Source organism: Nonomuraea sp. NPDC003709, assembly GCF_040610775.1.
GTDB lineage: Bacteria > Actinomycetota > Actinomycetes > Streptosporangiales > Streptosporangiaceae > Nonomuraea > Nonomuraea angiospora_A.
In genome coordinates this window covers 97250-117952 of sequence record NZ_JBEXMW010000010.1, presented here as the reverse complement: position 1 = coordinate 117952, position 20703 = coordinate 97250, and the positions used below count along the sequence as shown (strand labels likewise).

General features: G+C 70.7%; 20 protein-coding genes and 1 tRNA gene. 9 read left to right on the top strand and 12 right to left on the bottom strand.

The window, feature by feature from the left end:
• Window positions 1-2 precede the first annotated feature (2 nt).
• On the top strand, window positions 3-869 hold the full coding sequence (locus ABZX61_RS29355) for an ABC transporter ATP-binding protein (RefSeq protein WP_355199623.1): 867 nt from the start codon (window positions 3-5) through the stop codon (window positions 867-869).
• Here the strand turns inward: ABZX61_RS29355 and ABZX61_RS29350 are convergent.
• On the bottom strand, window positions 862-1323 hold the full coding sequence (locus ABZX61_RS29350) for a MarR family transcriptional regulator (protein ID WP_350728082.1): 462 nt from the start codon (window positions 1321-1323) through the stop codon (window positions 862-864). The two genes, ABZX61_RS29355 and ABZX61_RS29350, sit on opposite strands and share 8 nt — an antisense overlap.
• A gap of 75 nt (window positions 1324-1398) precedes the next feature.
• Here ABZX61_RS29350 and ABZX61_RS29345 point away from each other — a divergent pair, with 75 nt between their 5' ends.
• The gene (locus ABZX61_RS29345; protein WP_355199428.1) at window positions 1399-2808 is read left to right on the top strand and encodes an MFS transporter; all 1410 of its coding nucleotides are present in this window, start codon (window positions 1399-1401) and stop codon (window positions 2806-2808) included.
• Here ABZX61_RS29345 and ABZX61_RS29340 read toward each other — a convergent pair.
• On the bottom strand, window positions 2786-3142 hold the full coding sequence (locus tag ABZX61_RS29340) for a DUF742 domain-containing protein (protein ID WP_185067699.1): 357 nt from the start codon (window positions 3140-3142) through the stop codon (window positions 2786-2788). The two genes, ABZX61_RS29345 and ABZX61_RS29340, sit on opposite strands and share 23 nt — an antisense overlap.
• Complete coding sequence (locus ABZX61_RS29335; RefSeq protein ID WP_355199427.1) at window positions 3135-5021, bottom strand: nitrate- and nitrite sensing domain-containing protein; 1887 nt, start codon at window positions 5019-5021, stop codon at window positions 3135-3137. Before ABZX61_RS29335 ends, ABZX61_RS29340 begins: the two co-directional genes overlap by 8 nt.
• 172 nt (window positions 5022-5193) lie before the next feature.
• Here ABZX61_RS29335 and ABZX61_RS29330 point away from each other — a divergent pair, with 172 nt between their 5' ends.
• The gene (locus ABZX61_RS29330; protein WP_355199426.1) at window positions 5194-6753 is read left to right on the top strand and encodes an ABC transporter substrate-binding protein; all 1560 of its coding nucleotides are present in this window, start codon (window positions 5194-5196) and stop codon (window positions 6751-6753) included.
• On the opposite strand, the gene ABZX61_RS29325 is transcribed toward ABZX61_RS29330, so the two are convergent.
• A complete protein-coding gene (locus ABZX61_RS29325) occupies window positions 6729-6896 on the bottom strand; it encodes a hypothetical protein (protein ID WP_350728301.1) in 168 nt (55 codons plus the stop codon). The two genes, ABZX61_RS29330 and ABZX61_RS29325, sit on opposite strands and share 25 nt — an antisense overlap.
• A 20-nt stretch (window positions 6897-6916) precedes the next feature.
• Here ABZX61_RS29325 and ABZX61_RS29320 point away from each other — a divergent pair, with 20 nt between their 5' ends.
• Window positions 6917-7534 (top strand): hypothetical protein, encoded by a 618-nt coding sequence (locus ABZX61_RS29320; RefSeq protein WP_355199622.1) that lies wholly within the window; start codon window positions 6917-6919, stop codon window positions 7532-7534.
• A 1-nt stretch (window position 7535) separates the two neighbouring features.
• On the opposite strand, the gene ABZX61_RS29315 is transcribed toward ABZX61_RS29320, so the two are convergent.
• Genes ABZX61_RS29315 through ABZX61_RS29305 form a run of 3 tightly spaced genes read right to left on the bottom strand, consistent with a single transcriptional unit; the run spans window position 7536 to window position 9333 of the window.
• Window positions 7536-7868: a DUF4326 domain-containing protein gene (locus ABZX61_RS29315; protein ID WP_350728078.1), complete on the bottom strand. Its 333-nt coding sequence runs from the start codon at window positions 7866-7868 to the stop codon at window positions 7536-7538.
• 32 nt (window positions 7869-7900) lie between these two features.
• Entirely contained in the window at window positions 7901-8221 is a 321-nt protein-coding gene (locus ABZX61_RS29310; RefSeq protein ID WP_350728077.1) for a hypothetical protein, read from the bottom strand.
• A gap of 8 nt (window positions 8222-8229) precedes the next feature.
• Window positions 8230-9333 carry a zinc metalloprotease gene (locus ABZX61_RS29305; protein WP_355199425.1) on the bottom strand — a complete coding sequence of 368 codons (1104 nt, stop codon included), beginning with the start codon at window positions 9331-9333 and terminating at the stop codon, window positions 8230-8232.
• Between the two features lie 212 nt (window positions 9334-9545).
• Between ABZX61_RS29305 and ABZX61_RS29300 the strand changes: the two genes are divergently transcribed.
• Complete coding sequence (locus ABZX61_RS29300; protein WP_355199424.1) at window positions 9546-12548, top strand: BTAD domain-containing putative transcriptional regulator; 3003 nt, start codon at window positions 9546-9548, stop codon at window positions 12546-12548.
• 71 nt (window positions 12549-12619) lie between these two features.
• Here ABZX61_RS29300 and ABZX61_RS29295 read toward each other — a convergent pair whose 3' ends face one another.
• Window positions 12620-13348, bottom strand: coding sequence for an AfsR/SARP family transcriptional regulator (locus ABZX61_RS29295; protein ID WP_355199423.1), 729 nt, complete (start codon window positions 13346-13348; stop codon window positions 12620-12622).
• Window positions 13349-13483: 135 nt separating this feature from the next.
• Between ABZX61_RS29295 and ABZX61_RS29290 the strand changes: the two genes are divergently transcribed.
• From ABZX61_RS29290 to ABZX61_RS29280, 3 genes are all read left to right on the top strand, one after another.
• Window positions 13484-14266, top strand: a complete 783-nt coding sequence (locus ABZX61_RS29290) for a hypothetical protein (RefSeq protein ID WP_355199422.1) — start codon at window positions 13484-13486, stop codon at window positions 14264-14266.
• 364 nt (window positions 14267-14630) lie between these two features.
• Window positions 14631-15410: an exodeoxyribonuclease III gene (locus tag ABZX61_RS29285; RefSeq protein WP_355199421.1), complete on the top strand. Its 780-nt coding sequence runs from the start codon at window positions 14631-14633 to the stop codon at window positions 15408-15410.
• Window positions 15411-15500: 90 nt separating this feature from the next.
• Window positions 15501-15734 carry a hypothetical protein gene (locus ABZX61_RS29280; RefSeq protein ID WP_350728071.1) on the top strand — a complete coding sequence of 78 codons (234 nt, stop codon included), beginning with the start codon at window positions 15501-15503 and terminating at the stop codon, window positions 15732-15734.
• A 60-nt stretch (window positions 15735-15794) separates the two neighbouring features.
• Here the strand turns inward: ABZX61_RS29280 and ABZX61_RS29275 are convergent, their stop codons facing one another.
• Window positions 15795-16721 carry a cobalamin biosynthesis protein gene (locus ABZX61_RS29275; protein WP_355199420.1) on the bottom strand — a complete coding sequence of 309 codons (927 nt, stop codon included), beginning with the start codon at window positions 16719-16721 and terminating at the stop codon, window positions 15795-15797.
• The gene (locus ABZX61_RS29270; RefSeq protein ID WP_355199419.1) at window positions 16705-17487 is read right to left on the bottom strand and encodes a phosphotransferase; all 783 of its coding nucleotides are present in this window, start codon (window positions 17485-17487) and stop codon (window positions 16705-16707) included. Before ABZX61_RS29270 ends, ABZX61_RS29275 begins: the two co-directional genes overlap by 17 nt.
• Window positions 17488-18556: 1069 nt before the next feature.
• On the opposite strand from ABZX61_RS29270, the gene ABZX61_RS29265 reads away from it, so the two are divergent.
• Window positions 18557-18630 (top strand) — tRNA-Arg (locus tag ABZX61_RS29265).
• Between the two features lie 211 nt (window positions 18631-18841).
• Here ABZX61_RS29265 and ABZX61_RS29260 read toward each other — a convergent pair.
• Together ABZX61_RS29260 and ABZX61_RS29255 are read right to left on the bottom strand one after the other, a co-directional pair.
• Window positions 18842-20410: a tyrosine-type recombinase/integrase gene (locus ABZX61_RS29260; protein ID WP_355199418.1), complete on the bottom strand. Its 1569-nt coding sequence runs from the start codon at window positions 20408-20410 to the stop codon at window positions 18842-18844.
• Window positions 20403-20639, bottom strand: coding sequence for a helix-turn-helix domain-containing protein (locus ABZX61_RS29255; RefSeq protein ID WP_355199417.1), 237 nt, complete (start codon window positions 20637-20639; stop codon window positions 20403-20405). Before ABZX61_RS29255 ends, ABZX61_RS29260 begins: the two co-directional genes overlap by 8 nt.
• Between the last annotated feature and the right edge of the window lie 64 nt (window positions 20640-20703).

The following is a 20703-nucleotide window of genomic DNA, read 5'->3' as shown; positions in this document are numbered from 1 at the left end:
CCATGCTCAGGGCCGAGCACGTGACGCTCGGCTACGGCCGCACCCCGGTCGTGCACGACGTGACCCTGGACATCACCGAGGGCGGCGTCGGGCTGATCGGGGAGAGCGGCTCGGGCAAGACGACCCTGGCGCGCGCGTTCCTGGGCCTCCTCACCCCCATGTCCGGAAATATCTGGTACGGCGACCAAACGCTGAAAAAAGCGGACATGCGGAAGTTCCGGAAAGACGTCCAACCCGTGTTCCAGGCCGAGGCCCTCGACCCCAGGATGCGCATCGGCGCCTCCGTCGCCGAGGCCCTGCCGCGCGCCGCGCGAGGCCGGGTCAAGGACCTTCTCGAACAGGTCGGCCTGGACCCCGACCTGGCCACCCGCCGCCCTCACCAGCTCTCCGGCGGCCAGCGCCAGCGCGTGGTGATCGCCAGAGCCCTGGCGGTGGACCCCCGCCTGCTCATCCTGGACGAGCCCACCAGCGCGCTCGACGTCACCGTCCAGGCCAGGATCCTTGACCTGCTGGCCTCCCTCGACACCGAGCGCCTGCTCATCACCCACAACCTCGCCGTCGTGGACCGGCTGTGCCGCACCGCGCACGTGCTCTTCGCGGGCCGCGTCGTCGAGTCGGGGCCGACGGCCGAACTCCTCGCGAAGCCCGCCCACCCCTACACGCGGGCCCTGCGCGACGCCGTGCCGAAGCTGGGCGGCGCCCCGCCCGTGGCCAAGGGCAGGACGGAGGCCGTGCCCGCCCCGACCGGCTGCCCGTTCCGGCTGCGCTGCCCGCTGGCCGCGCCGGAGTGCGAGCAGCCGCCCGCGCTCAGGGACCTGGGAGGCCGCCAGGTCGCCTGCCACCGGGCCGAGGACGTGCTGCTCAGCTGACGAGGTTCTTGAGGTGGGCGCAGAGGTCGCCCGAGAGCTTGCCCATCAGCCGGGACAGCTCCGCCCGGTCCTCCGCCGACCAGTCCGTGAGCGCACCCTCGAACAACTCGGTGGTCACCCGGCGGCACCTGCTCGCCACCTCGGCCCCCTCCTCGGTCAGCGCGATGCGCCAGGCCCTGCCGTCGTCGGGGTCGCGTACCCGCTCGACCAGCTTGCGCTGCTCCAGCGAGGCGACGTGCCTCGTCACGTGAGGGCTCTCCACCTGCAGTGCCTCGGCGATCGCGCCGATCCTGCGCGGCTCCGGCGCGTCCAGCAGGTGGACGAGGATCTTCACGTCGGGCCGGTCGAGCCGGACGCCGGCGGCCTCGGTCAGGCGCTCGTGCGTCTTGGCGCGGTTCAGCGCGTCCACGACTGAGCGGAACGCCGACACCGTCCTGTTGAGATCTTCGTCCATAACCGATTTGCTTACCTAACTTACGTATGTATTATCTTGCCCTGTTACTTACCTAAGTTAGCCAAAGGAGCCGACATGGCGACAGTCGTCGCGTCCGCGGCACGTACGACGTCCACCAGAAGTCCGTGGCCCGGGGTGGTCGCGCTGGCCTTCGCGGCCTCCATCGCCGCACTTCAGAACACCGCCGTGGTCCCGTTGCTTCCCGTGCTGCAGCGGGAGCTGAACGCCCCGCTCTCCTCCGTGACCTGGACGCTCACGCTGAGCCTCCTGGTCGCGGCGGTGGCCACGCCGCTGTTGTCGCGCTTCGGCGACATGTACGGCAGGCGCCCCATGATCCTCGGCGCCCTGGGCCTCCTGGTGGTCGGCTCGGTCATGGCCGCGCTGGCGCCCTCGCTGACCTGGTTGATGGTGGCGAGGGTGCTCCAGGGAGCCGTGGCCGCGCTGGTGCCGTTGTCGATCGGGGTGGCGCGCGACGTGCTGCCCAGGGAGCAGCTGGCCACCGGCATCGGGGTGATCAGCGCCACGATGGGGTTCGGGAGCGGCGGCGGGATGATCCTGGCCGGGCTCGCGTCCGGCGACTTCCACCTGGTCTTCTGGATCACGGCCGGCATCTCGCTGGTGGCCGTCGCGATCGTGGCCCTGCTCGTGAAGGACAGCGCCCCGGTGGGCCCCAAGGGTCGTCCCGACCTGGCCGGCGCGGCGCTGCTGACCGCCTGGCTGGTCGCGCTCCTGCTGGGCATCAGCGAGGGCGGCTCGTGGGGCTGGACCTCGCCGGGCGTGCTCGGCCTGTTCGCCGCCGCGGCGGCGCTGGCGGCGGTCTGGGTCGCGGTCGAGCGCCGGGTGGCCGAGCCGCTGGTGGAGATGGCGATGCTGGTCCACCGGGGCACGGTCGGCGCGACGGTGGCCTCGATGCTGCTCGGATTCTCGTTCTTCACCCTCATGACGGGCACGTCCAGCTTCGCCCAGGTGCCGACGGAGACCGGTTACGGTTTCGGCGCCTCCACCCTCCAGGTGGGCTTCTTCCTGCTGCCGAGCACGATCTTCATGCTGGTCATCTCGCTGTTCGCGGGCCGGATCATGCGCCGCTTCCAGGCCTCGTCCATGGTGGCGGCGGGGTCGGCGGCCACGGGGCTGGCGGGGCTGTGGCTGGTGGTCGCGCACAGCAGCCCGGCCCACCTGTACGTGGCGACCTCACTGATGGGTATCGGCCTCGGCATCGGCTACGCGGCGCTGGGCACCATGGCCGTGGAGCACGTGGACCCGGGCAAGACGGCCCTCGCGGCAGGCGTGAACGCGCTCGTACGCATCGTCGGCGGCAGCACGGCCGGCGCGGCCATCGCCGCCATCCTGGCCGCCCAGCCGGGCGTGGGCGGCTACCGGTGGGTCTTCGGGACGGCGGCCGTGGCCGGGGCCACGGCCGCGCTCTTCGCGGCCGTGTACGGGCGGCTCAACCGCGCGACGGTCACAGGGCCTTCAGGCCGCTGATCACCTCGAGCAGCACCTTCGCATCGGGCGCGGGGGGCGGGTGCTCGACCTGCACGAGCTGCTGCGCGTGCAGGTCACCGACCAGCACCCGCACCACGCCGATGGGCAGGTTCAGCTCGGCCGCGACGTCCACGAGCCGGGTCGGTTTGGTGCACTTCTGCATGATGATCAGATGCTCGGGGCCCAGGCCCATCGGCGGCGCCAGGCCACCGGCCGTGATGATCACCGCGATGAGGTCGATGGCCTCGCTCGCGGGGACCGTACGGCCCCGGGTCAGTAGGTAGGCCGGGACGATAGGACCTGCGTCCTCGTCCAGCCAGCGTTCGTCACTCACTTCGCACCACCCGCATGGGTCGAGCGGGTTCCTTCACGTGGGCCTCCGGTTCGGGCTCTGCCACGTGCTCTTCCGGGATCAACACGATCGCGGTGGTCCCTCCATATGGTGAACCGCGTAACGTCACGCGGATGTCGTGCCTGGCGGCCAGGCGGGAGACGACGAAAAGGCCGAGCCGGTCGCTGTCGGCCAGGTCGAACTCCGGTGGGCTGGCCAGCCGCTCGTTGAGTTCGGCCAGCTCCTCTGCGCTCATCCCGAGCCCGCGGTCCTCGACCTCGAAGGTGAAGCCGCGGGCCGCCACCTCGCCGCGCACGATGACCGGAGTGTGCTTCGGCGAGTAGACGGTGGCGTTCTCGATGAGCTCGGCGATCAGGTGGATCACGTCGCCGACCACGGGTCCGGCCAGGCGCTGGCCGGACATCGGCTCGACGGTGACCCGCTGGTAGTCCTCCACCTCGGCCGACGCGCCGCGGGCCACGTCGAGCAGCGGCACCGGCCGGCTCCAGCCGCGGCCGGGGGTGGCGCCCGACAGGATGATCAGGCCCTCGGCGTGGCGGCGCATGCGGGTGGTCAGGTGGTCGAGCTTGAACAGGTCGTCCAGCGCGTCGGGGTCGGTGGCCCGGTGCTGCATGTCCTGCAGCTGGATGCGCTGGCGGTGCAGCAGGGTCTGGCTGCGCCTGGCCAGGTTGCGGAACACGTGCCCGACGCCCTCGCTGAGCTGCGCCTGGCCGACCGCGGCCTCGACGGCCGTCTGCTGGACGGTGGAGAACGCCTGGCCCACGTCGTCGATCTCGACCGTGGTGCTCGCCACGGACAGCTCCGGCATCTCGACCTTCTCGCCCTTGCGGAGCTTGGCGACCACGTGGGGGAGCCGTTCCTGGGCCACCTCCAGCGCGGCCAGCCGGAGCGCGCCCAGCTCCTTCGACAGCCGGTTGCCCATGCGCAGCGAGAACGCGATCGACACGACCACCAGCCCCAGCGTCGCGCCCGCCAGCAGGAGCGCCCGGGACAGCACCTGGTCGGCGATCGGCTCGGTCCGCGTGTTCAGCACCGCGCTGGCCCGCATCAGCGCTTCCTGGAACGACTTGGACAGGCCCTCTGTGAGGGTGAGCCAGCTCCGCGGCGCCTTCCCGGCGATGATCTGGTCCTCCATGATCCGCAGCCGCTGGTAGGCGGGGGAGGTGATCAGCGCCACCTGCTGGTCGCGCAGGCTCGGGTCGAGCTCGTTGAGCGACTGGTCGACCAGGAAGCGCCGGTTGCCGACGAGCTCCGTGAACAGCCGGCGCTCGGCGGGCTGGGTCGGCCCGAACGCGACGGCCTGTTCCCTGGTCAGCAGCTCCTTGGCGTACCCGAGGTCGATGACGATGCGCGACTGCTCGTAGATCGGGATGTCGTCGATCAGCGCGACCCGCTTGTGCAGGCCGAAGAGCGTGTCGTTGATCGCGCTGTAGGCCTCCACGGTGTGCAGACGGTCGGACAGACCCGTGTCGATCTCGCCTCGGATCGCATCGAGCCTGTCGAGTTGCGTGTACACCGCGTCCACCTGTGTGCGGATCTCTTCCGATCGGTCCTTGGATGTGCTGGAGAGCTGCCTGAACGCGTCACTGGCGGCATCGGTGCGGGTGCGCTGCGCGGCGACGGCGGACTTGTCCCCCGAGTTACGCAGGAGCCTGGCCGAGATTAGACGTTCACGCTGGATCTCGCTGATCAGTTTGTACGCGGGAAGACGGAGGTTCGTCCAGAGTGTCTTGTATTGACGCAGCTCCAAGCTCTCGGTGGCGGTGACGGCGGTAATGACCCCCCACAAGACCACCATGGAGGCCAGTGGCACGAGTAGTAGTCCGATGATCTTCATGCGGATCGTTCGGCTACGACCCATGACACCTCATTCCGGTCGGTCCCCTGCTGGCAACCCCGGACGGGACAAGCCCAGAGAATAGCAATTGGATCATCAAAATGCCCAATTTTTCGGGACTTTTGGACACCTGGGCCTTGATCCCATCGATCTTGGAGTAGGTTTCCCGAGTACATCGCCGACAGAGGGAGATGCGTTGCGCCGTCGTCTCGCAGCGGCCGCCGCGCTCTTACTCCTCGCGGCCTGCTCGCCGCCTCCGGAGCCCCCGCAGGCGCCGTCCGGGCAGTCCCCGTTCGTCTACGTCGAGAACCTGGACATCGTCACCGAGTGGGACCCCTCCAAGTCCTACTCCAACGAGATCGTCGCCCTCCAGAACATCTACGAGACGCTCACCTTCTGGAATCCGGTCACCAAGAAGTCCAGCCCCAGGCTGGCCACGTCGTGGCGCTCGTCGCCCGACGGCCGGACGTGGACGTTCAACCTCCGCCCCGGGGTGACCTTCCACACCGGCAGGCCCCTGGACGCCGCGGCGGTCAAGTCGTCGGTCGAGCGCACCATGAGCGCCAAGGCGGGCGCCTCCTACATCTGGGACGCCGTCTCGTCCATCAGGGTCGACGGGCCCACGACGGTGACGTTCGCGCTGAAGTACCCGGTCCCGCTGGACCTGGTGGCCTCCTCCACGTACGCGGCCTACATCTACGACACGCAGGCGGCGCCCGACCTCGGGAAGTTCTTCGCGTCGGGCAGGGACGCGGGCTCGGGGCCGTACACGGTGACGAAGTGGCAGAAGGGCAAGGAGGACGAGCTCACGCTCAGCGCGTACGACAAGTACTGGGGAGGGTGGGGCCGGCCGCACTACAACACGGTGAAGTTCCGCGTCGTGCCCGATCCCGACAGGGCGTGGCGGCTGCTGCAGCGCGGCGAGGCGAGCTTCGTGGCGCGGCTGAACCCGCGCCTGTTCGCCGCCGCCTCGACCGCGCCGGGCGTGCGCACCTCCGAGCGGGCGTCGTTCCAGACGGCGATGCTGCTGTTCAACACCGCGAACGGCCCCATGAAGGACATCCGCGTGCGCCGCGCGGTGCAGAAGGCCGTCGACTACCAGGGTCTGGTCAAGGACCTGAAGGGCGCGGTCTCACCGGCCAGCGGCATCATCCCCGAGGGGCTCATGGGGTACGTGCCGGGCCGCGTCCCCCGGCAGGACCTGGTAGGCGCGGCGCAGCTGCTGAACAGGGCGGGGTACGGCCCCGGCGGCCGGCCGCTCCGGCTGCGGCTGACGTACGGGGAGGGCGACACCGACTGGCACCTGCTCGCCACGACGCTCACCGCCGCCCTCAAGCCGCTCAACGTGACGATCGACGCCCGGGCGATGCCCTGGACCGCCCAGTGGGAGCAGGGCAAGAAGCGCGGCCAGGACATCTTCGTCATGTACTGGTGGCCCGACTACGCCGACGGCTACTCCTACTTCGGCAACGTCTTCCACAGCGGGAACCCGCCCGTGTTCAACCTGGCCTACCTGCGCGACCAGGGCCTGGACGCGCTGCTCGACACCGTGCCTGAGCTGACCGTGACCGACCGGCCGGCGGCGCAGCGGGCGTACGAGCAGGCCACGAAGCGGGTGCTCGACCAGCGGGCGGCCGCGGCGATGCCGTGGGTGGTCAACTACCAGCGGGCCTACCAGGGCGCGGTGCAGGGCTACAACGACAACCCGGCCTACCCGGACGTGGTCTTCGTCTACGACCTACGCCCCTCGGGCTGAGGGTTCTCGATCCTTTCGCGCAGCCGGACCTTGATCTCCTCGGGCGTGTAGGCCCGGCGGCGGCGCTCGGCGCGCGCGATCACCACTCCCGTGGCCGCCACGCCCATGATTCCCGCCAGACCGAGCATCTTCCACCAGCGCATGTGCCTAGGCTAACGGTGTGCTGACTCTCGACGAGGCCATAAGGGTGACGAGGACCGGCGATCTGTGGATTTTCCGCGGGCGCTCGGTCCCCGACCGCGCCATCCAGACGATGACCAACAGCCCGGTCAACCACGTGGGCATGGCGATAGTGGTTGAGGACCTGCCGCCGATGATGTGGCACGCCGAGCTGGGCAAGTCGCTGATCGACCTGTGGTCGGGCACGCACCAGCGCGGGGTGCAGCTGCACGACCTGCGCGACGCGGTGACCACGTGGGTCGGCCGCTACGGCCAGCGGCCCTGGCTGCGCCAGCTCGAGCCGGAGGCGACGCCCGAGATGGAGGACGCGGCCCTGCGCACGGTGGCCCGGCTCGACGGCACCCCGTTCCCCTCCACCGCCCGCCTGGCCGCCCGCTGGGCCAGGGGACGGCTGCCGCGACGGCGCCGCCGCCAGGAGACGCTGGAGAGCGCGTACTGCGCCGAGGTGGTGGCGGTCACGTACGAGGAGATGGGCCTGCTGCCCGGCGGCCGCCGGCCCAACTGGTACGACCCGGGGAAGTTCTGGAGCGGCGACGACCTGGAGCTGCTGATGGAGCGCCGGCTCGGCAACGAGATCACCGTGGGCGTCGAACGTCCGTGAGCTACGGCTCCGCGCCGGCCACGACGGCCAGCAGCGCGTCCGCGTGGCACTCCTGATCGGGGTCGCACCAGCAGGCCAGGTCCTTGCCGCGCAGCTCGCGGCGGGCCCGCTCGACGAGCTCGGGGTGCTCGCGGAGGTGGGCCAGGTAGAGCTCGATCACCTGGGACCGCTGGTGGACCCGGCCGCCGCAGACCCGGCAGCCCTTCTCCGACAGGCTGTGCGGGTTGGCGAACGGGCTGCGCCGGTGACCGGGGAACTCGCGCCCGACGTACTCGGCGCCCTCGGGCACGCGGCCGTGGAACCGGTCGCCCTCGACCTTGACGCGGTGTGCCATGGGTTCCTAGACCTCCGCCGCGGCGGCCATGTTCATTTCGCGAAGGCCAGCTGGTCGTTCTCGCGGGACACGACGGTCAGGACGAACGGCTGCCCCGGACCCCCGGGAAAGGTGATCCGGATCCGGTCGGCTCCCTGGCGCTCCCAGTGACCGACGATCTTCCTGGGCCGGTCGTCCGGCCCGGGAAGCCACTCGACGAAGGTGCCGTCGGAGTGGAACTCCATCCCGCGCCGGGGCCGCCGCGAAGGCCGGAACGCGAAATCGTCCGGCCGGTACACCGCCATCGCGTCGGTGTCCTCCTCGTAGGAGTGCGTCCAGGCTCCGACGACGTCCGGCGCTTCCTCGTTCATCATGATGACGCTCATCGGACCTGGCGGTTCCCGGCCACCACGTTCAGCGCCGCGCGGGTGTCCTTCAGCACCTCCTGGAGCAGCTGCTCCAGGTCGCGCTGCGAACCGTTGCCGGTGAGCCGCGTCTCGGCGGGGGAGGCGACGCCCGCGGGGATCCGCTCCTCGGCGCGCGCGGCCAGCTGCGGGACCAGGAAGGACGCCCGCGGGCCCTCCAGGCAGGCGTTCATCCGCGTCGACTGACCGCTGGTGAACATCATCATGCCGGCGTCGTCGGTGTAGTCCATGTAGTTCACGAACATGTCGCCATTGGGACCGTTGTTGCACGAAATATGGGGAAATGTCGGTATTCCGGTGTTGTTGCCGGCCTGGTTCGGGGTGTCGGCCACCTTGTCGTCGCCGCTGCATCCCTCGCCGTCGTCGCCCCAGATGTGGAAGAGGTTCAGCCAGTGGCCGATCTCGTGCGTCGTGGTCCGGCCCAGGTGGAACGGCGGCGCCGCGGTTCCCGTGCTGCCGAAGGCGGAGTGGCGGATGACGACGCCGTCGGTGTCCGGCGGCCCGCCGGGGAACTGCGCGTAGCCGAGCAGCCCGCCCGTCAGCTGGCACACCCAGATGTTGAGGTACTGGTCGCTGGGCCACGGGGCGGCGCCGCCGCTGGCGCTCGACTTCACCAGGTCGTCGAAGGTGAAGCCCATCCGCTGGGTCTCCACGCGGACGATCCCGTCCGTCGGCTCCCCGTTCGGGCCGCGGCTCGCGAGGTGGAACTCGACCATCGTGTCCGCCACCAGCGACCTCCAGACGGGCGGCACCTTCGTCACGTCGGGGTTGGCGGCCCGGAAATCCTGGTTGAGGATCTCGATCTGGCTGTGGATCTGGTCGGCGCCGATGTTCTGTTCTGGGCGGGCCGGGTTGTGGACGACGTGCACGACGACGGGGATGCTGATCACGCCGACGCGGCTGACCATGCGGGTGCCGAGCCTGTACTGCGTGGCCTGGTTCTCGATGGACGCCCGCCGCGCGCGGTAGGACATGCTCTCGTTGAGCAGCCGGCGGTGCACGGGCATGGTGCCGCACAGGTCTCGCGTGAACGGTTCGGACAACTCTGACTCGTCCATCATGATTTCCCCCAGAAGTGAAGAGAGAGAGGCCGCCCGGCCGGATCGCAGAAGAAGGGCGGACCGCGATCCGGCCGGTCGGACGCTGATGCACTCGTACCGCGAACCGCCCGGTCGAAAGCCCAAAGGAGGGCAAGGGTTCCGGCTCGGATCCACGCGCACGCCGCTCCCCGTCCTGACCGGGAGCGGCCGGACCGCCGTTATGCTCGGGCCCGATGGACATCCGCGTGCTGGGCCCGGTCGAGGTCTACGACGGCGACGTCGAGATCCCGATCGACGGAGCGCAGCAGCAGTGCGTGCTCGGCCTGCTCGCTGCGCACCTCGGCGCGTACGTGCCGGTGGACCGGCTGATCGAGGCGCTGTGGGAGCGCGACCCGCCCAAGACCGCCAGGACCATCGTCCAGCTCAAGGTGTCGCAGCTGCGCAAGACCCTGGGCGGGCGCATCGCGAGCACCACGGCGGGCTACGCGCTCGCCGTACCGGAGGAAGAGGTCGATCTCGGGCGGTTCCGCACGCTCGCCTCGCAGGGACGGGCAGCACAGCCGCGGGACGCGGCCGGCGCGTGGGAGCGGGCGCTGGGGCTCTGGCGCGGGCAGCCGCTGCAAGGGCTCGGCACCGACTGGGTCGAGCGGCGGGTGCGCCGCCCGCTGCTGCGCGAGCGGTGGGACCTGCTGGAGGAGCACGCCGTCGCGCTGATCGAGCTGGGCCGGCACCGCGAGGTCCCCGCGCTGCTGCAGGAGCTCAGGGACGAGGAGCCGCTCAGGGAGACGCCGCACGCGCTGGCCATGACAGCGCTGTGGCACGACGGGCGGCCGGCGGAGGCGCTGGAGCTGTTCCACGACGTGCAACGGCTGCTGGCGGGCGAACTGGGCGTCGATCCCGGGCCGCGGCTGCGGGACCTGCACCAGCGCATCGTCGAGGGCCACCGGCCCGTGGTGCCGCGCCAGCTCCCCAGGGACGTCCCCTGCTTCGTCGGCAGGCAGGCCGAGGCCGAGCGCCTGAGGCACCTGCTGCACGGCGGCCGCGTGGCCGTGGTGACCGGCGCGGCCGGCATCGGGAAGTCGGCGCTGGCCGTGCACGTCGGCCACCAGGTGGCCGCCGAGTACCCCGACGGCCAGCTCCACGTCGACCTCAACGGCTACGGCCAGGGCGAGCCGCTGCCGCCCGAGCGGGTGCTGCCCCGCCTGCTCGGAGCCCTCGGCGTGCCCGCCCCCAGCGGCGCCGCCGAGCAGCTCGACCTCTACCGCTCGACGACGGCCACCAGGCGGGTGCTGGTCGTGCTCGACAACGCCGCCCACGCCGAGCACGTACGCCCGCTGCTGCCCGGCGGCTCCTCCAGCGCGGTCATCGTCACCAGCCGCGACACACTGCGCGGCCTGGCCCTGCAGGGCGCGCAGACCGTACGGCTGGGCACGCTCACCCCCGGCGAGTCCCGCGACCTGCTGGCCGACCTCGTCGGCCCGGACCTGATCCAGGCCGACCCGGCGGCCGCCGCCGAGCTGGCCGAGCTCTGCGGCCACCTGCCGCTGGCGCTGGCCATCGCGGGTGCGAACCTCATCGGCCGGGCCGGCCTGCGCGAATACCTCGCGGAGCTCCTCGACGACCGCCTGAACACGCTGGCCGTCGAAGGCGACGCGCAGGCGACCGTGGCCACGGCCTTCGCCGGCTCGTACGCGGCGCTGACGCCGGACGCCCAGGTGCTGTTCCGGCGGTTCGGGCTGGTCCCCGGCTGCGACTTCACCGCGAGTTCGGCGGCCAGACTCGCCGGTACGGACCCCGGCACGGCCAAGCGGCTCCTGGCCAGGCTCGCCTCGGCCCACCTGGTCGAGGAGCACGCGCCGGGCCGCTACCGCCTGCACGACCTGGTCCGCCTCTACGCCCGCGAACACTGCACGGACGCCGCCGACGACCCGGCCCCGTTGCACGCGTACTACCTGCACACCGCGCGGGCCGTCGCGCCGCTGCTGGCGCCCTCCATCGAGCTGCTCCCGCTGACGGGCGAGGACCCGCCGCGCGACACGGAGGATTTCGCCGACGCCGACGCGGCGCGCGCCTGGTTCCAGGCCGAGCAGCACAACCTGCTCACCGTGATCGACCACGCCCGCGGTCGGCTGCTCTGGCGGCTGGCCGAGACCCTGCGCGCCTTCATGTACGGCGCCTACCAGCCCGACGTGATCATCACCGCGGCCCGCCGCGGCCTGGCCGCCGCCGAGCGGGCGGACGACCGCGCCGGCCAGGCCAGCATGCACCACACGCTGGCCAACGCCATGTTCGCGCTGAACGAGCCGCGGCCGGCCGTCCGGCACTACGAGATCGCCTCCGACCTCTATGAGGAGGTCGGCTGGGGTACCGGCACGCTGCTCACGCTGACCAACCTCGCGGTGGCACGCTCCAGCCTCGGGGATCTCCAGCAGAGCCTGGAGAGCCAGGAGCGGATCATCCGGCTGTGGGAGAAGTTCGAGCCGTCCACGAAGCTGGCCGTGACCCTGGAGAACTACGCCATCAAGCTCCTGTGGGCCGGGCGTCCCCGCGAGGCGCTGGACCGGCAGCTCCGGGCCGTCCGGATCAGGGAGGAGCTCGGCGGGCAGCCGCCCTGGCAGGCCAGGGCGTACACCATCCTCGGCGACATCCGCGTGGCGCTGGGCGAGCTCGGGCCGGCCGTCGAGGACTTCGAGCGGGCGCTGGCCGTCGCCAAGGACCTCCAGCTCGCCGCGACGCTGTCCAGCGTGGCCTTCGCGCACCACCTGCGCGGCGACGGCGCCCGTGCCGCCGAACTGGCGCGGCGGGCCGTGGACATAACCCGGGCGCGCCCGCCGGCCCACGAGCACGAGGAGGCGCGCAGCACGCTCGCCCGCGTGGACGAGTCGCTCGACCTCGGCGAGCGCGTCGGCATGCTCAACGAGGTGTTGGCCGTCTACCGGGACCGCACCTACCCCTACCTGGAGTCCCGGGCCCGGGTGTGGCTGGCCGAGGTGCTGGTGGACGGCGGCCGGTGGGACGAGGCCGCCGCCGTGGCCGGGCCGGCGCGCGAGGCGGCCGTGCGGTACGGGCTGCGGCTGCTCGAAGGCCAGGCGCTCACGCTGCTCGCCCGGCTCCACGTACGGGACGGCTCGGCGGGCGAGGGGCGCGACTGCGCCAGGAGGGCCCTGGAGGTGCACCGGGAGTTCGGCCACCGCCTCGACGAGGCCGCTGCCCTGGCGGTGCTCGACGAGGCCTGACCTGTCTCACCGGCGGGTGGCCCGGCTCACCGGCGGGGTGGCCCGCCGCTCCGTGCCGGGTCTGACCCGGTTCAGGGTGGGGTGGCGAGCAGGGACTCGAACGTGGCTTGAAGCTCCGCTCCGGGGTCCACGCCGAGCTGGTCGGCCAGCAGTCGGCGGGTGCGTTCGTACAGCTCGAGCGCCTCGGCCTGCCTCCCGAGCCGGTAGAAGGCCGTCATCAGCAGCGACACCAGCCGTTCCCGCTGCGGATCGGCCGTCACGCTCGCGCGCAGCGGCGTCACCGCGAGCTCCGGCCGGCCCGTCCTGAGCCGCCTGCGGGCCAGCTCCTCGACGGCGGCCAGCCGCGCCTCGTCCAGCTCGACCGCCGCCACCTCCAGCGCCTTGCCGCCCCCCGAGCCGCCCAGCGCCGGGCCGCGCCACAGAGCCAGCGCCTCGTCCAGCAGATCGGCCCCGGCCTCGTCGCCGAGGCCCGCCGCCTCGGCGACCAGGCGGCGAAAGCGCAGCGCGTCGACGCGTTCGGGGTCGGCACGCAGCACGTACCCCGAGGCGTCCCGTTCCAGGCGCACGCCCGGCAACGTCCGGCGCAGCCGGTAAACGTGTCCCTGCACGGTCATCCGCGCGCTGTCCGGGGGAGTTCCCTCCCATACGGCGTCGACCAGCCGCTCCACCGGGACCGGACGGTTCAGGTCCAGCAGCAGCGCGGCCAGTGCGTAACGACGCTTACGCGGCCCGATCTCCAGGCGGCGTCCCCCGACACAGGCGTCGATGGACCCGAGCAGGCAGTACTCCAAGTGATCCATCTGTCACAGGATGCCCGGAAGCGCTAAAACCCCGCTAAAGACGGTTACGGCGCCGTACTCGCACCAACAGAACGCCAATGCGCTCTGCCAGGGTCTTTCACTCACGCTCTACGCCTACACAGGAAGAGACCCAAGTTGATCACGAAGAAGGCCGCGATCGCCGTGCTGGCCGGCTCGCTCCTGGCGGGCCCGGTGGCCGCCGTCGCCCTGACGCAGCCGGGCGCCGCCGCCGTCACCGCCGCCCACGCCGCAGCCGCCAAGGACCGGCTCGGGCCCGGCGAGTGGCTGCTCCCCGGGCAGTCGCTGACCTCGGAAGGCGGCCGGTTCAAGCTCGTCCAGCAGGCGGAGGGGAACCTGGTGTTCTACGAGGGCACCAAGGCGCTGTGGACCTCGCCCACCTCGGGCAAGCCCGGCGCCCGCGCGACCATGCAGAAGGAGGGCAACCTCGTCATCTACGGCGCCGACAACAAGCCGCTGTGGTCCACGCCGACCGCCGGCAACCCCGGCGCGTACCTGCTGCTGCCCAAGGAGAGCGGCAACCTGGTGATCTACAGCCGGGACAACCGGCCGCTGTGGTCGTCCAAGGCGTACATCGGCAAGCTGCCCTCGGGGCACGTGCTCCGGCCGGGCCAGGTGGTGCAGTCGAGCAACGGCCGCTACCGGCTGATCCAGCAGGACGAGGGCAACGCGGTGCTGTACGACGGGCAGCGCAGCCTGTTCACCACGCCGACGGCCGGTCACCCCGGCGCCCGGTCGATCATGCAGGCGGAGGGCAACTGGGTGGTGGTGGACAGCGGCAACAAGGCCCTGTGGACCACCAAGACGGCCGGCAACCCGGGGGCGTGGCTGGCGGTCAGCGATGACGGGCGGATCATCATCTACTCCCGCGACAACAAGCCCCTCTGGACCAGCCGCTGACCCGATCCCGGTCTCGCCGCCTTCTGGGGGGTCTGTCCGGCGGTCACGGGTTTTCCCGTCCGATGGCCCAGAAGGCGGCGTAACGGCGCCCGGCCCCGCACACCTCGTGACCGTCTCCCTGGACAGAGCCCGGCCACGTGCGGGGGGTGGGTTGCCCGCCGTAAGCGTAAAAGCTGGAGGAGAGCACCACGTGCGGCGGGTGGACGGGCCGCCGTGAGCGTAAAAGCTGGAGGAGAGCACCACGTGCGGCGGGTGGACGGGCCGCCGTGAGCGTAAAAGCTGGAGGAGAGCACCACGTGCGGCGGGTGGGTGGCCCGCCGTGAGTGGGAAAGCTGGATCTCCGGAAGAGTGGCAGGCTGGAAGGATGCGCCTAGCCACGTGGAACGTGAACTCCGTCAAGGCCCGGCTGCCCCGCCTGCTCGAATGGCTCGCCGAGGCGAAACCCGACATCCTCTGCCTCCAGGAGACCAAATGCTCCGCGCAGGCGTTCCCCACGGCGGAGGTGGGGGAGCTGGGGTACGCCGCCGCGGCCCACGGCGACGGCCGGTGGAACGGCGTGGCGCTCCTCTCCAGGGTCGGCCTCGACGACGTGACCCTCGGCTTCCCCGGCGAGCTGAACGGCGTGGAAGCCGTGGCCCCGGAGGCCCGCGCCATCGCCGCCACCTGCGCGGGAATGCGCGTCTGGTCCCTGTACGCGCCGAACGGCCGCACCGTGGACTCCCCGCACTACGCGTACAAGCTCGCCTGGTTCGCGGCGCTCCGGGACGCGTTGGGGCCCGAGACGGCCATGCCGCTGGCGGTGTGCGGCGACTACAACGTCGCCCCCACGGACGCCGACGTCTGGGACCCCGCGCTGTTCGTCGGCGCCACCCACGTCACCCCCGCCGAACGGCGGGCCCTCGCCGACCTGCGAGCCCTGGGGCTGCACGACGTGGTGCCGACGCCGATGAAGGGCCCGCACCCGTTCACGTACTGGGATTACCGGGCCGGGATGTTCCACCAGAACATGGGCATGCGCATCGACCTGGTCTACGCGAGCGCGGACGTCGCCGGGCGGGTGCGGTCGGCGTACGTCGATCGCGAGGCCCGCAAGGGCAAGGGCCCTTCCGACCACGCCCCGATCGTCGTTGATCTCGGACCATAATTCAAATCACAAACCGCGTCCGTCCGAGTATCCTGTTTTCTCAAATGTCTCGGGGATTGAGTAGCTTCACGGCCCACAGGGGGGATCTCCGTGGAACCTGCAGACGGTCGCGTCATTCTATTCATCATCATCGCTCTCGCCGTGTTCGCCCTCGGCCGCCGCTTCCAGACGATGATCATCATGCGTCAGGTGTGGAAGCAGAGCGCCAAGCAGGTCACAGCCAGGAAGGCGGTCGCGAACAGCGCCGCGAAGGCGATGATCGGCATCAGTTTGCTCGCGATATTCGTGGTCTGGCTGGTGCTCAACCTCAACCGCGTAATGTGAAAAGCAATCAATAGCTGATTACCGCGCAATTGCGCGGCCGTCCGCAATCCTCCCGATGGCCTATTTGTGGCGATTTCGCAGGGCCCAAGCCGTCAGCACGGCCGCTCCGGCGGCGGCCAGGCTGACGGCGCGCGTAAGACGTACCGCGCGGCGGATGTCCTTGACGTCGGGCTCGGGTCCGTCGCCCATGGTGGGCCGGTGCTCGGTCCTGCCCTGGTAGACGTTCGTGCCGCCCAGGGTGACGCCGAGCGCCCCGGCGAAGGCGGCCTCGCACCTGCCGGCGTTCGGGCTGGGGTGCCGGTGGCCGTCCCGCCTGAGCACCGCCAGCGCGCGGCCGGGGTCCGGCCCGGTCAGGACCGTGAGCAGCCCCGTCACCCTGGCCGGTACGTAGTTCGCCACGTCGTCGAGCCTGGCCGCCGCCCAGCCGAACCGTTCGTAGCGGGGGGAGTGGTGGCCGACCATGGCGTCCAGCGTGTTGATCGCCCGGTACGCCAGCAGCCCCGGCACGCCCGCCACCGCACCCCAGAGGAGCGGGGCCACGACGGCGTCGGAGGTGTTCTCGGCCAGCGACTCGACCGTGGCCCTGGCGAGTTCCTTGGCCTCGAGGTGGGAGGGGTCGCGGCCGCAGAGGTGAGGGAGGCGGGCCCTGGCCCGTTCCAGGTCGCCGCTTTCGAGGGCGTCCGCCATGTACTCGCCCTCGCGGGCGAGCGTGGTGCCGCCGAGCACGGCCCAGGTGGCGACGGCTGTGACGGCCGTACGGGCGTGGGGGATCCGCTGGGCGAGTACTCCGAGCGCGGTCGCGCCCCCGACGCAGATGGCGACATGTGCCACTCCGTGCGCCTTCTTGTCCGCGTACAGGGACTTCTCCACCCTCGCGGCGACACGCCCGAAGACCGCGACCGGGTGGGCGGCGCTCCGCGGGTCGGCGATCAGCCGGTCGAGGGCCACCCCGAGGGCGAGCCCCAGCGGGTCACACCAGGTGGGCATGGAGCTCGTCTTCGTGTACGTCCAGCCAGGCCGCCGCGCGGCGGATGCGCTCGCCGGCGCCGCCCGCCCACATCTTCGCCCAGTTGCCGCCCGCCGAGGCGCGGGTGCGCATGACGTCGTAGGAGCGGTGGAAGCGGAGCCTGGCCAGTTCGAGGAGGCGGCGGCGGTCGCGGGGCGGCACGCCGTACGCGTCGCAGAACAGCCTCAGCCGCTCGCCCACGTCGAGGTTGCGGAGCAGCGGGGACCGGTCCACGGGGTCGGCGATGGGAGCCCAGTGGCGGAGCGTGGTGACGATGTCGAACAGCCGCGTGGTGGGGCGCGCAAGATCGAAGTCGATCAGCGCGTGGGGCTGTCCTCCGCGAAATATGACGTTGGCTGGCGTTAAATCACAATGTCCGATGATTTCTGGCGCTTTGTCATCATTCGACCCGCCTTCCCACCCCTCCAGGGACAGCGGGAACCCGACGGTCGCGTCATGAAATTCCCGAAGCAGCACGGCAAGCCCGGCCAGCGCCTCATCACTCACGCTCTCCAGCCGCAACCCGGTCGTCCCCGGCAGATACGTCAGGATCTCCCGCCCGAGCCCGTCCATCCCCACCACCCGCGGCGCCCCTCCGAACCCACGGGCCTCGAGGTACCGGAGCAGGGCGTGCACGGCGGGTGTCGACGTACTGGCCGGTCTACGCACGGTGTCACCGACCCGCACCACCCCGTCAGTCACGTCCCCGCCCTGCAACGGAATCTCATGCAGGAGCGTCGCGACCATGCCACGAGAGCTTAGACCCTTTTGCCCCACCCCCGCCCAGCCTTTCCTCCAGCTCCAACCTTCCACCCACCCTCCACAACAACCTCCCCCACCACCCCTCCCCACCAGGCGCCCCTTCCTGCCCCTCCACCCACCGCACCATCCCCACAGCCACCTGCTCCTGCGTCGTGGGCTCCTACGCCGCGGGGCGCTGCGCGGCCGGGCGCCGTGTCGTGGGGTCCTGTGCCGCGGGGGGTCCTGTGCGGCCAGGCGCTGCCGTGGGGTCCTGTGCCGCGGGGTCCTGCGAGCCCAGGTGCTGGGCGCGGGGTGTCGTGTTACGGGGTTCTATGGGGCCAGGCGCTGTGCCGCGGGTCCTGCGCGACCGGACGCTGTGCCGCAGGGCGCAGCACCGCAGGGCCCTATGAGGCAGGGCCCTCAACGCCACCGCTGGCGCGATGCTCGGCGAGTCCTCCTTCGACTTCCTCCCCAAACCCCTGGCGGAGGCGTTCGGAGTACCCCCGCCGATGCTGATCTTCGCCCGAGCGTTCCAACCCATCCCTATCGCCGAACACTAGATGACCATGCCCGACCACCGCGCCACCCACCCCGCGCCACCCACCCCGCGCCACCCACCACCGCCCGTCCCCACGCCGATGTCGGCCTCCCCACCGACGCTCTAATCGCCCCCGGCCACCCGGACAGCCCCGCGCCCAGACGGACACCTCCCCGACGCTGATCGCGGCGACAGGATTAACCGCTCACGACTTCCCGAACGGTCGCATCCCTCTACGACACGCCCGCCGCCACATCTCGACCTTCCTGCTCCTGGACGCGTCGCCCCCTGACCTCCCTCACCACCATCCCGGACAGCACCCGGAGCGCCCACCCGGGTCTTTTCGCCGGTTTCCTCCCCTATCTGGCCGCCTCCGATATCCTCCCAGAGGCCCCCACACCCTGCTCGGCCACCGGTTCGACCCTGACGCCTACCGCCTTGGGAACGCTGTTCATGGCGAGTGTGATCGGCCTGACAGACTGACACGAGGAAAACGTGTGCGTGACATGTCGCCGGATCATGCACAATAAGGCGGGAGCGCCCTTAGCTCAGCTGGATAGAGCACCGGACTTCTAATCCGACGGTCGCAGGTTCGAATCCTGCAGGGCGCGCTTTGATCATGGTCTGACCTGCGGTTATGCGGGATCGGATGCGTTCTAGAATTTTCGTCTAGCGGTTGCGTGCTCCGTGCGCGCTCGCGCGCACCAACCCCGCACACACCATGATCGACATCGGCGTTCTGGGGCTATCTCGGCAAAGGAAACGGCCCCGTGATCGCCGTGCAAGCGCGGCGATCACGGGGCCGGTTCCTGATGTAGCGGGTCAGGCCCGCAGCGGGATCACCTCTCCCGGCCCCTCCTGGTCCTCCTCCTCGGCGAGCAGAAGTGCTGCGGTCTTCTCCGCGGCCGCCATCGCCACCTCGGGGAAGACCGAGGTGTAGGTGTCGGCCGTGAAGGAACTGGAGGTGTGCCCCAGAGTCTCCTGCACGACCTTCATCTCCACCCCGGCGGCCAGCATCAGAGAGGCGGCGCCGTGGCGGAGGTCGTGGAGGCGGATGGGTGGCAGGCCGGCGAGGTAGGCCAGCCACAGGAACTGGTCGGTGACGTGCTGGGGATGCAGCCGATCTCCCTCGGGTTGAGTGAAGACGAACCCGGTGTCCTTCCAGGCCTGGCCCTTGGCCAGTCGTTCCTGGAGTTGCCGCTGCCGGTGCGCACGCAGCGTCGCGGCGGTTTCGGCGTCCAGGGCGATGGTGCGTACCGAGGCGTCGGTCTTGGGCGTGCCTTCGTGGACCTGCCCGGCCAACTGCACCAGTTGCCAGTTGATCGTGATGGTCTGGGCGTCGAGATTGACCTCCTTCCAGCGCAGCCCGCACGCCTCTCCCCGGCGCAGACCACGCAACGCGATCAGCCGGTACAGGGCGAAGAGGCGGTGCCGCTGGGCCTCTTCCAGGAACAGCCGGGTCTGAGCCGGCGTCCAGACCATCACCCGGGAAGGCCGGGGCGTGCTGGTGTAGGCGTCGACCGGATCCACCCGCCGCCCGCCCCGGCGCTGCTTGTCTGCTCGCAGGCGCTCGTGGAAGGCGGCCTGCCAGTCCTGGACCCGGTCGTCGGTCCACACCAACGCTTTGGGCCGGGTCTTGGCCGGCAACTCCAGCACGGCGGCGGGATTGAAGTCGAGCAGCCGGTCTTGCCGGATGGCCATGTTCAGGGCGTGTCGCAGGGTGGCGCGGATGCTGTGCATGGTGGCGATGCTGACCGGCCGCCGATACTTGACGCTGGCCCGCACGCTCGGGTCGGGGCTGGCGCGGCGTTCGGCGATGGTGTCGTTGAACTCTTCGATCTGCTCGAACATCACCGCGATGTCGCTGACCTTGAGCCGGTCCAACGCCAGCCGGCCGAGGTAGGGGATCAAGTAGAGGCGGATGTGGCCCTCGTAAGAGCGCCGTGTGCTCTCCTCGATCTTCCGCTTGCGCTGGAGAAACTCCTCCAGCCACTGCTCGACGGTGATCTCCTGGGTAAGGTCCAGCCCGGTTTTGATCTTGCGGCGCACGGTCTCCATGTTGGGCAGCGTCTTGGTCTCGGCCAGCGTGCGCTTGATCAGGTCGGCGATCTGGGTGCGGGTGGCGGGTTCGCGCGGACCGGCCAACGACAAGAGGGCGCGTACCTGGGCGAGTTCGGTTTCGGCGTCGTCTTGGCTGGTGAAGCCGCCGCGGCGGAGCGGGCCGCGGCGCTTGCCGTCGGGGGTGGGTGGTAGTTCGATCTGGTAGTGCCAGATGCCGTGCCGGTGGTTCCAGCCGCCGCTGGGGCGGCGCAGCTTGGGGCATTTCTGCCCGAGTTCCTTGCCGTCACCGTCGCGGCAGGAGCAGCGTTTGAACGTGCTGCCTTCAGCCATCGGTTGTCCTGTCCTCCTCCGTGAGGGTGTGATCGCCGAGCAGCGCGAGCAGGGCGGCGGTGGGCACCAGGTACTTCTTGCCGATGCGGATGATCCGGCAGGGGAACTGGCCGTCCCTGGCGAGCTGGTAGGCCGTGGTGCGTCCCAATCCGAGCGCCCGTCCCGCGGTGACCACGTCGACCACAGCCGGCAGTTGCTGGATCTCGGCCAACGTCAGCGCGCGCCTCATCACAGGCCTCCAGGCCGAGAAGGACGCGCGACTGCCGTGAGCCCGCCCAGCACGAGCACGGATA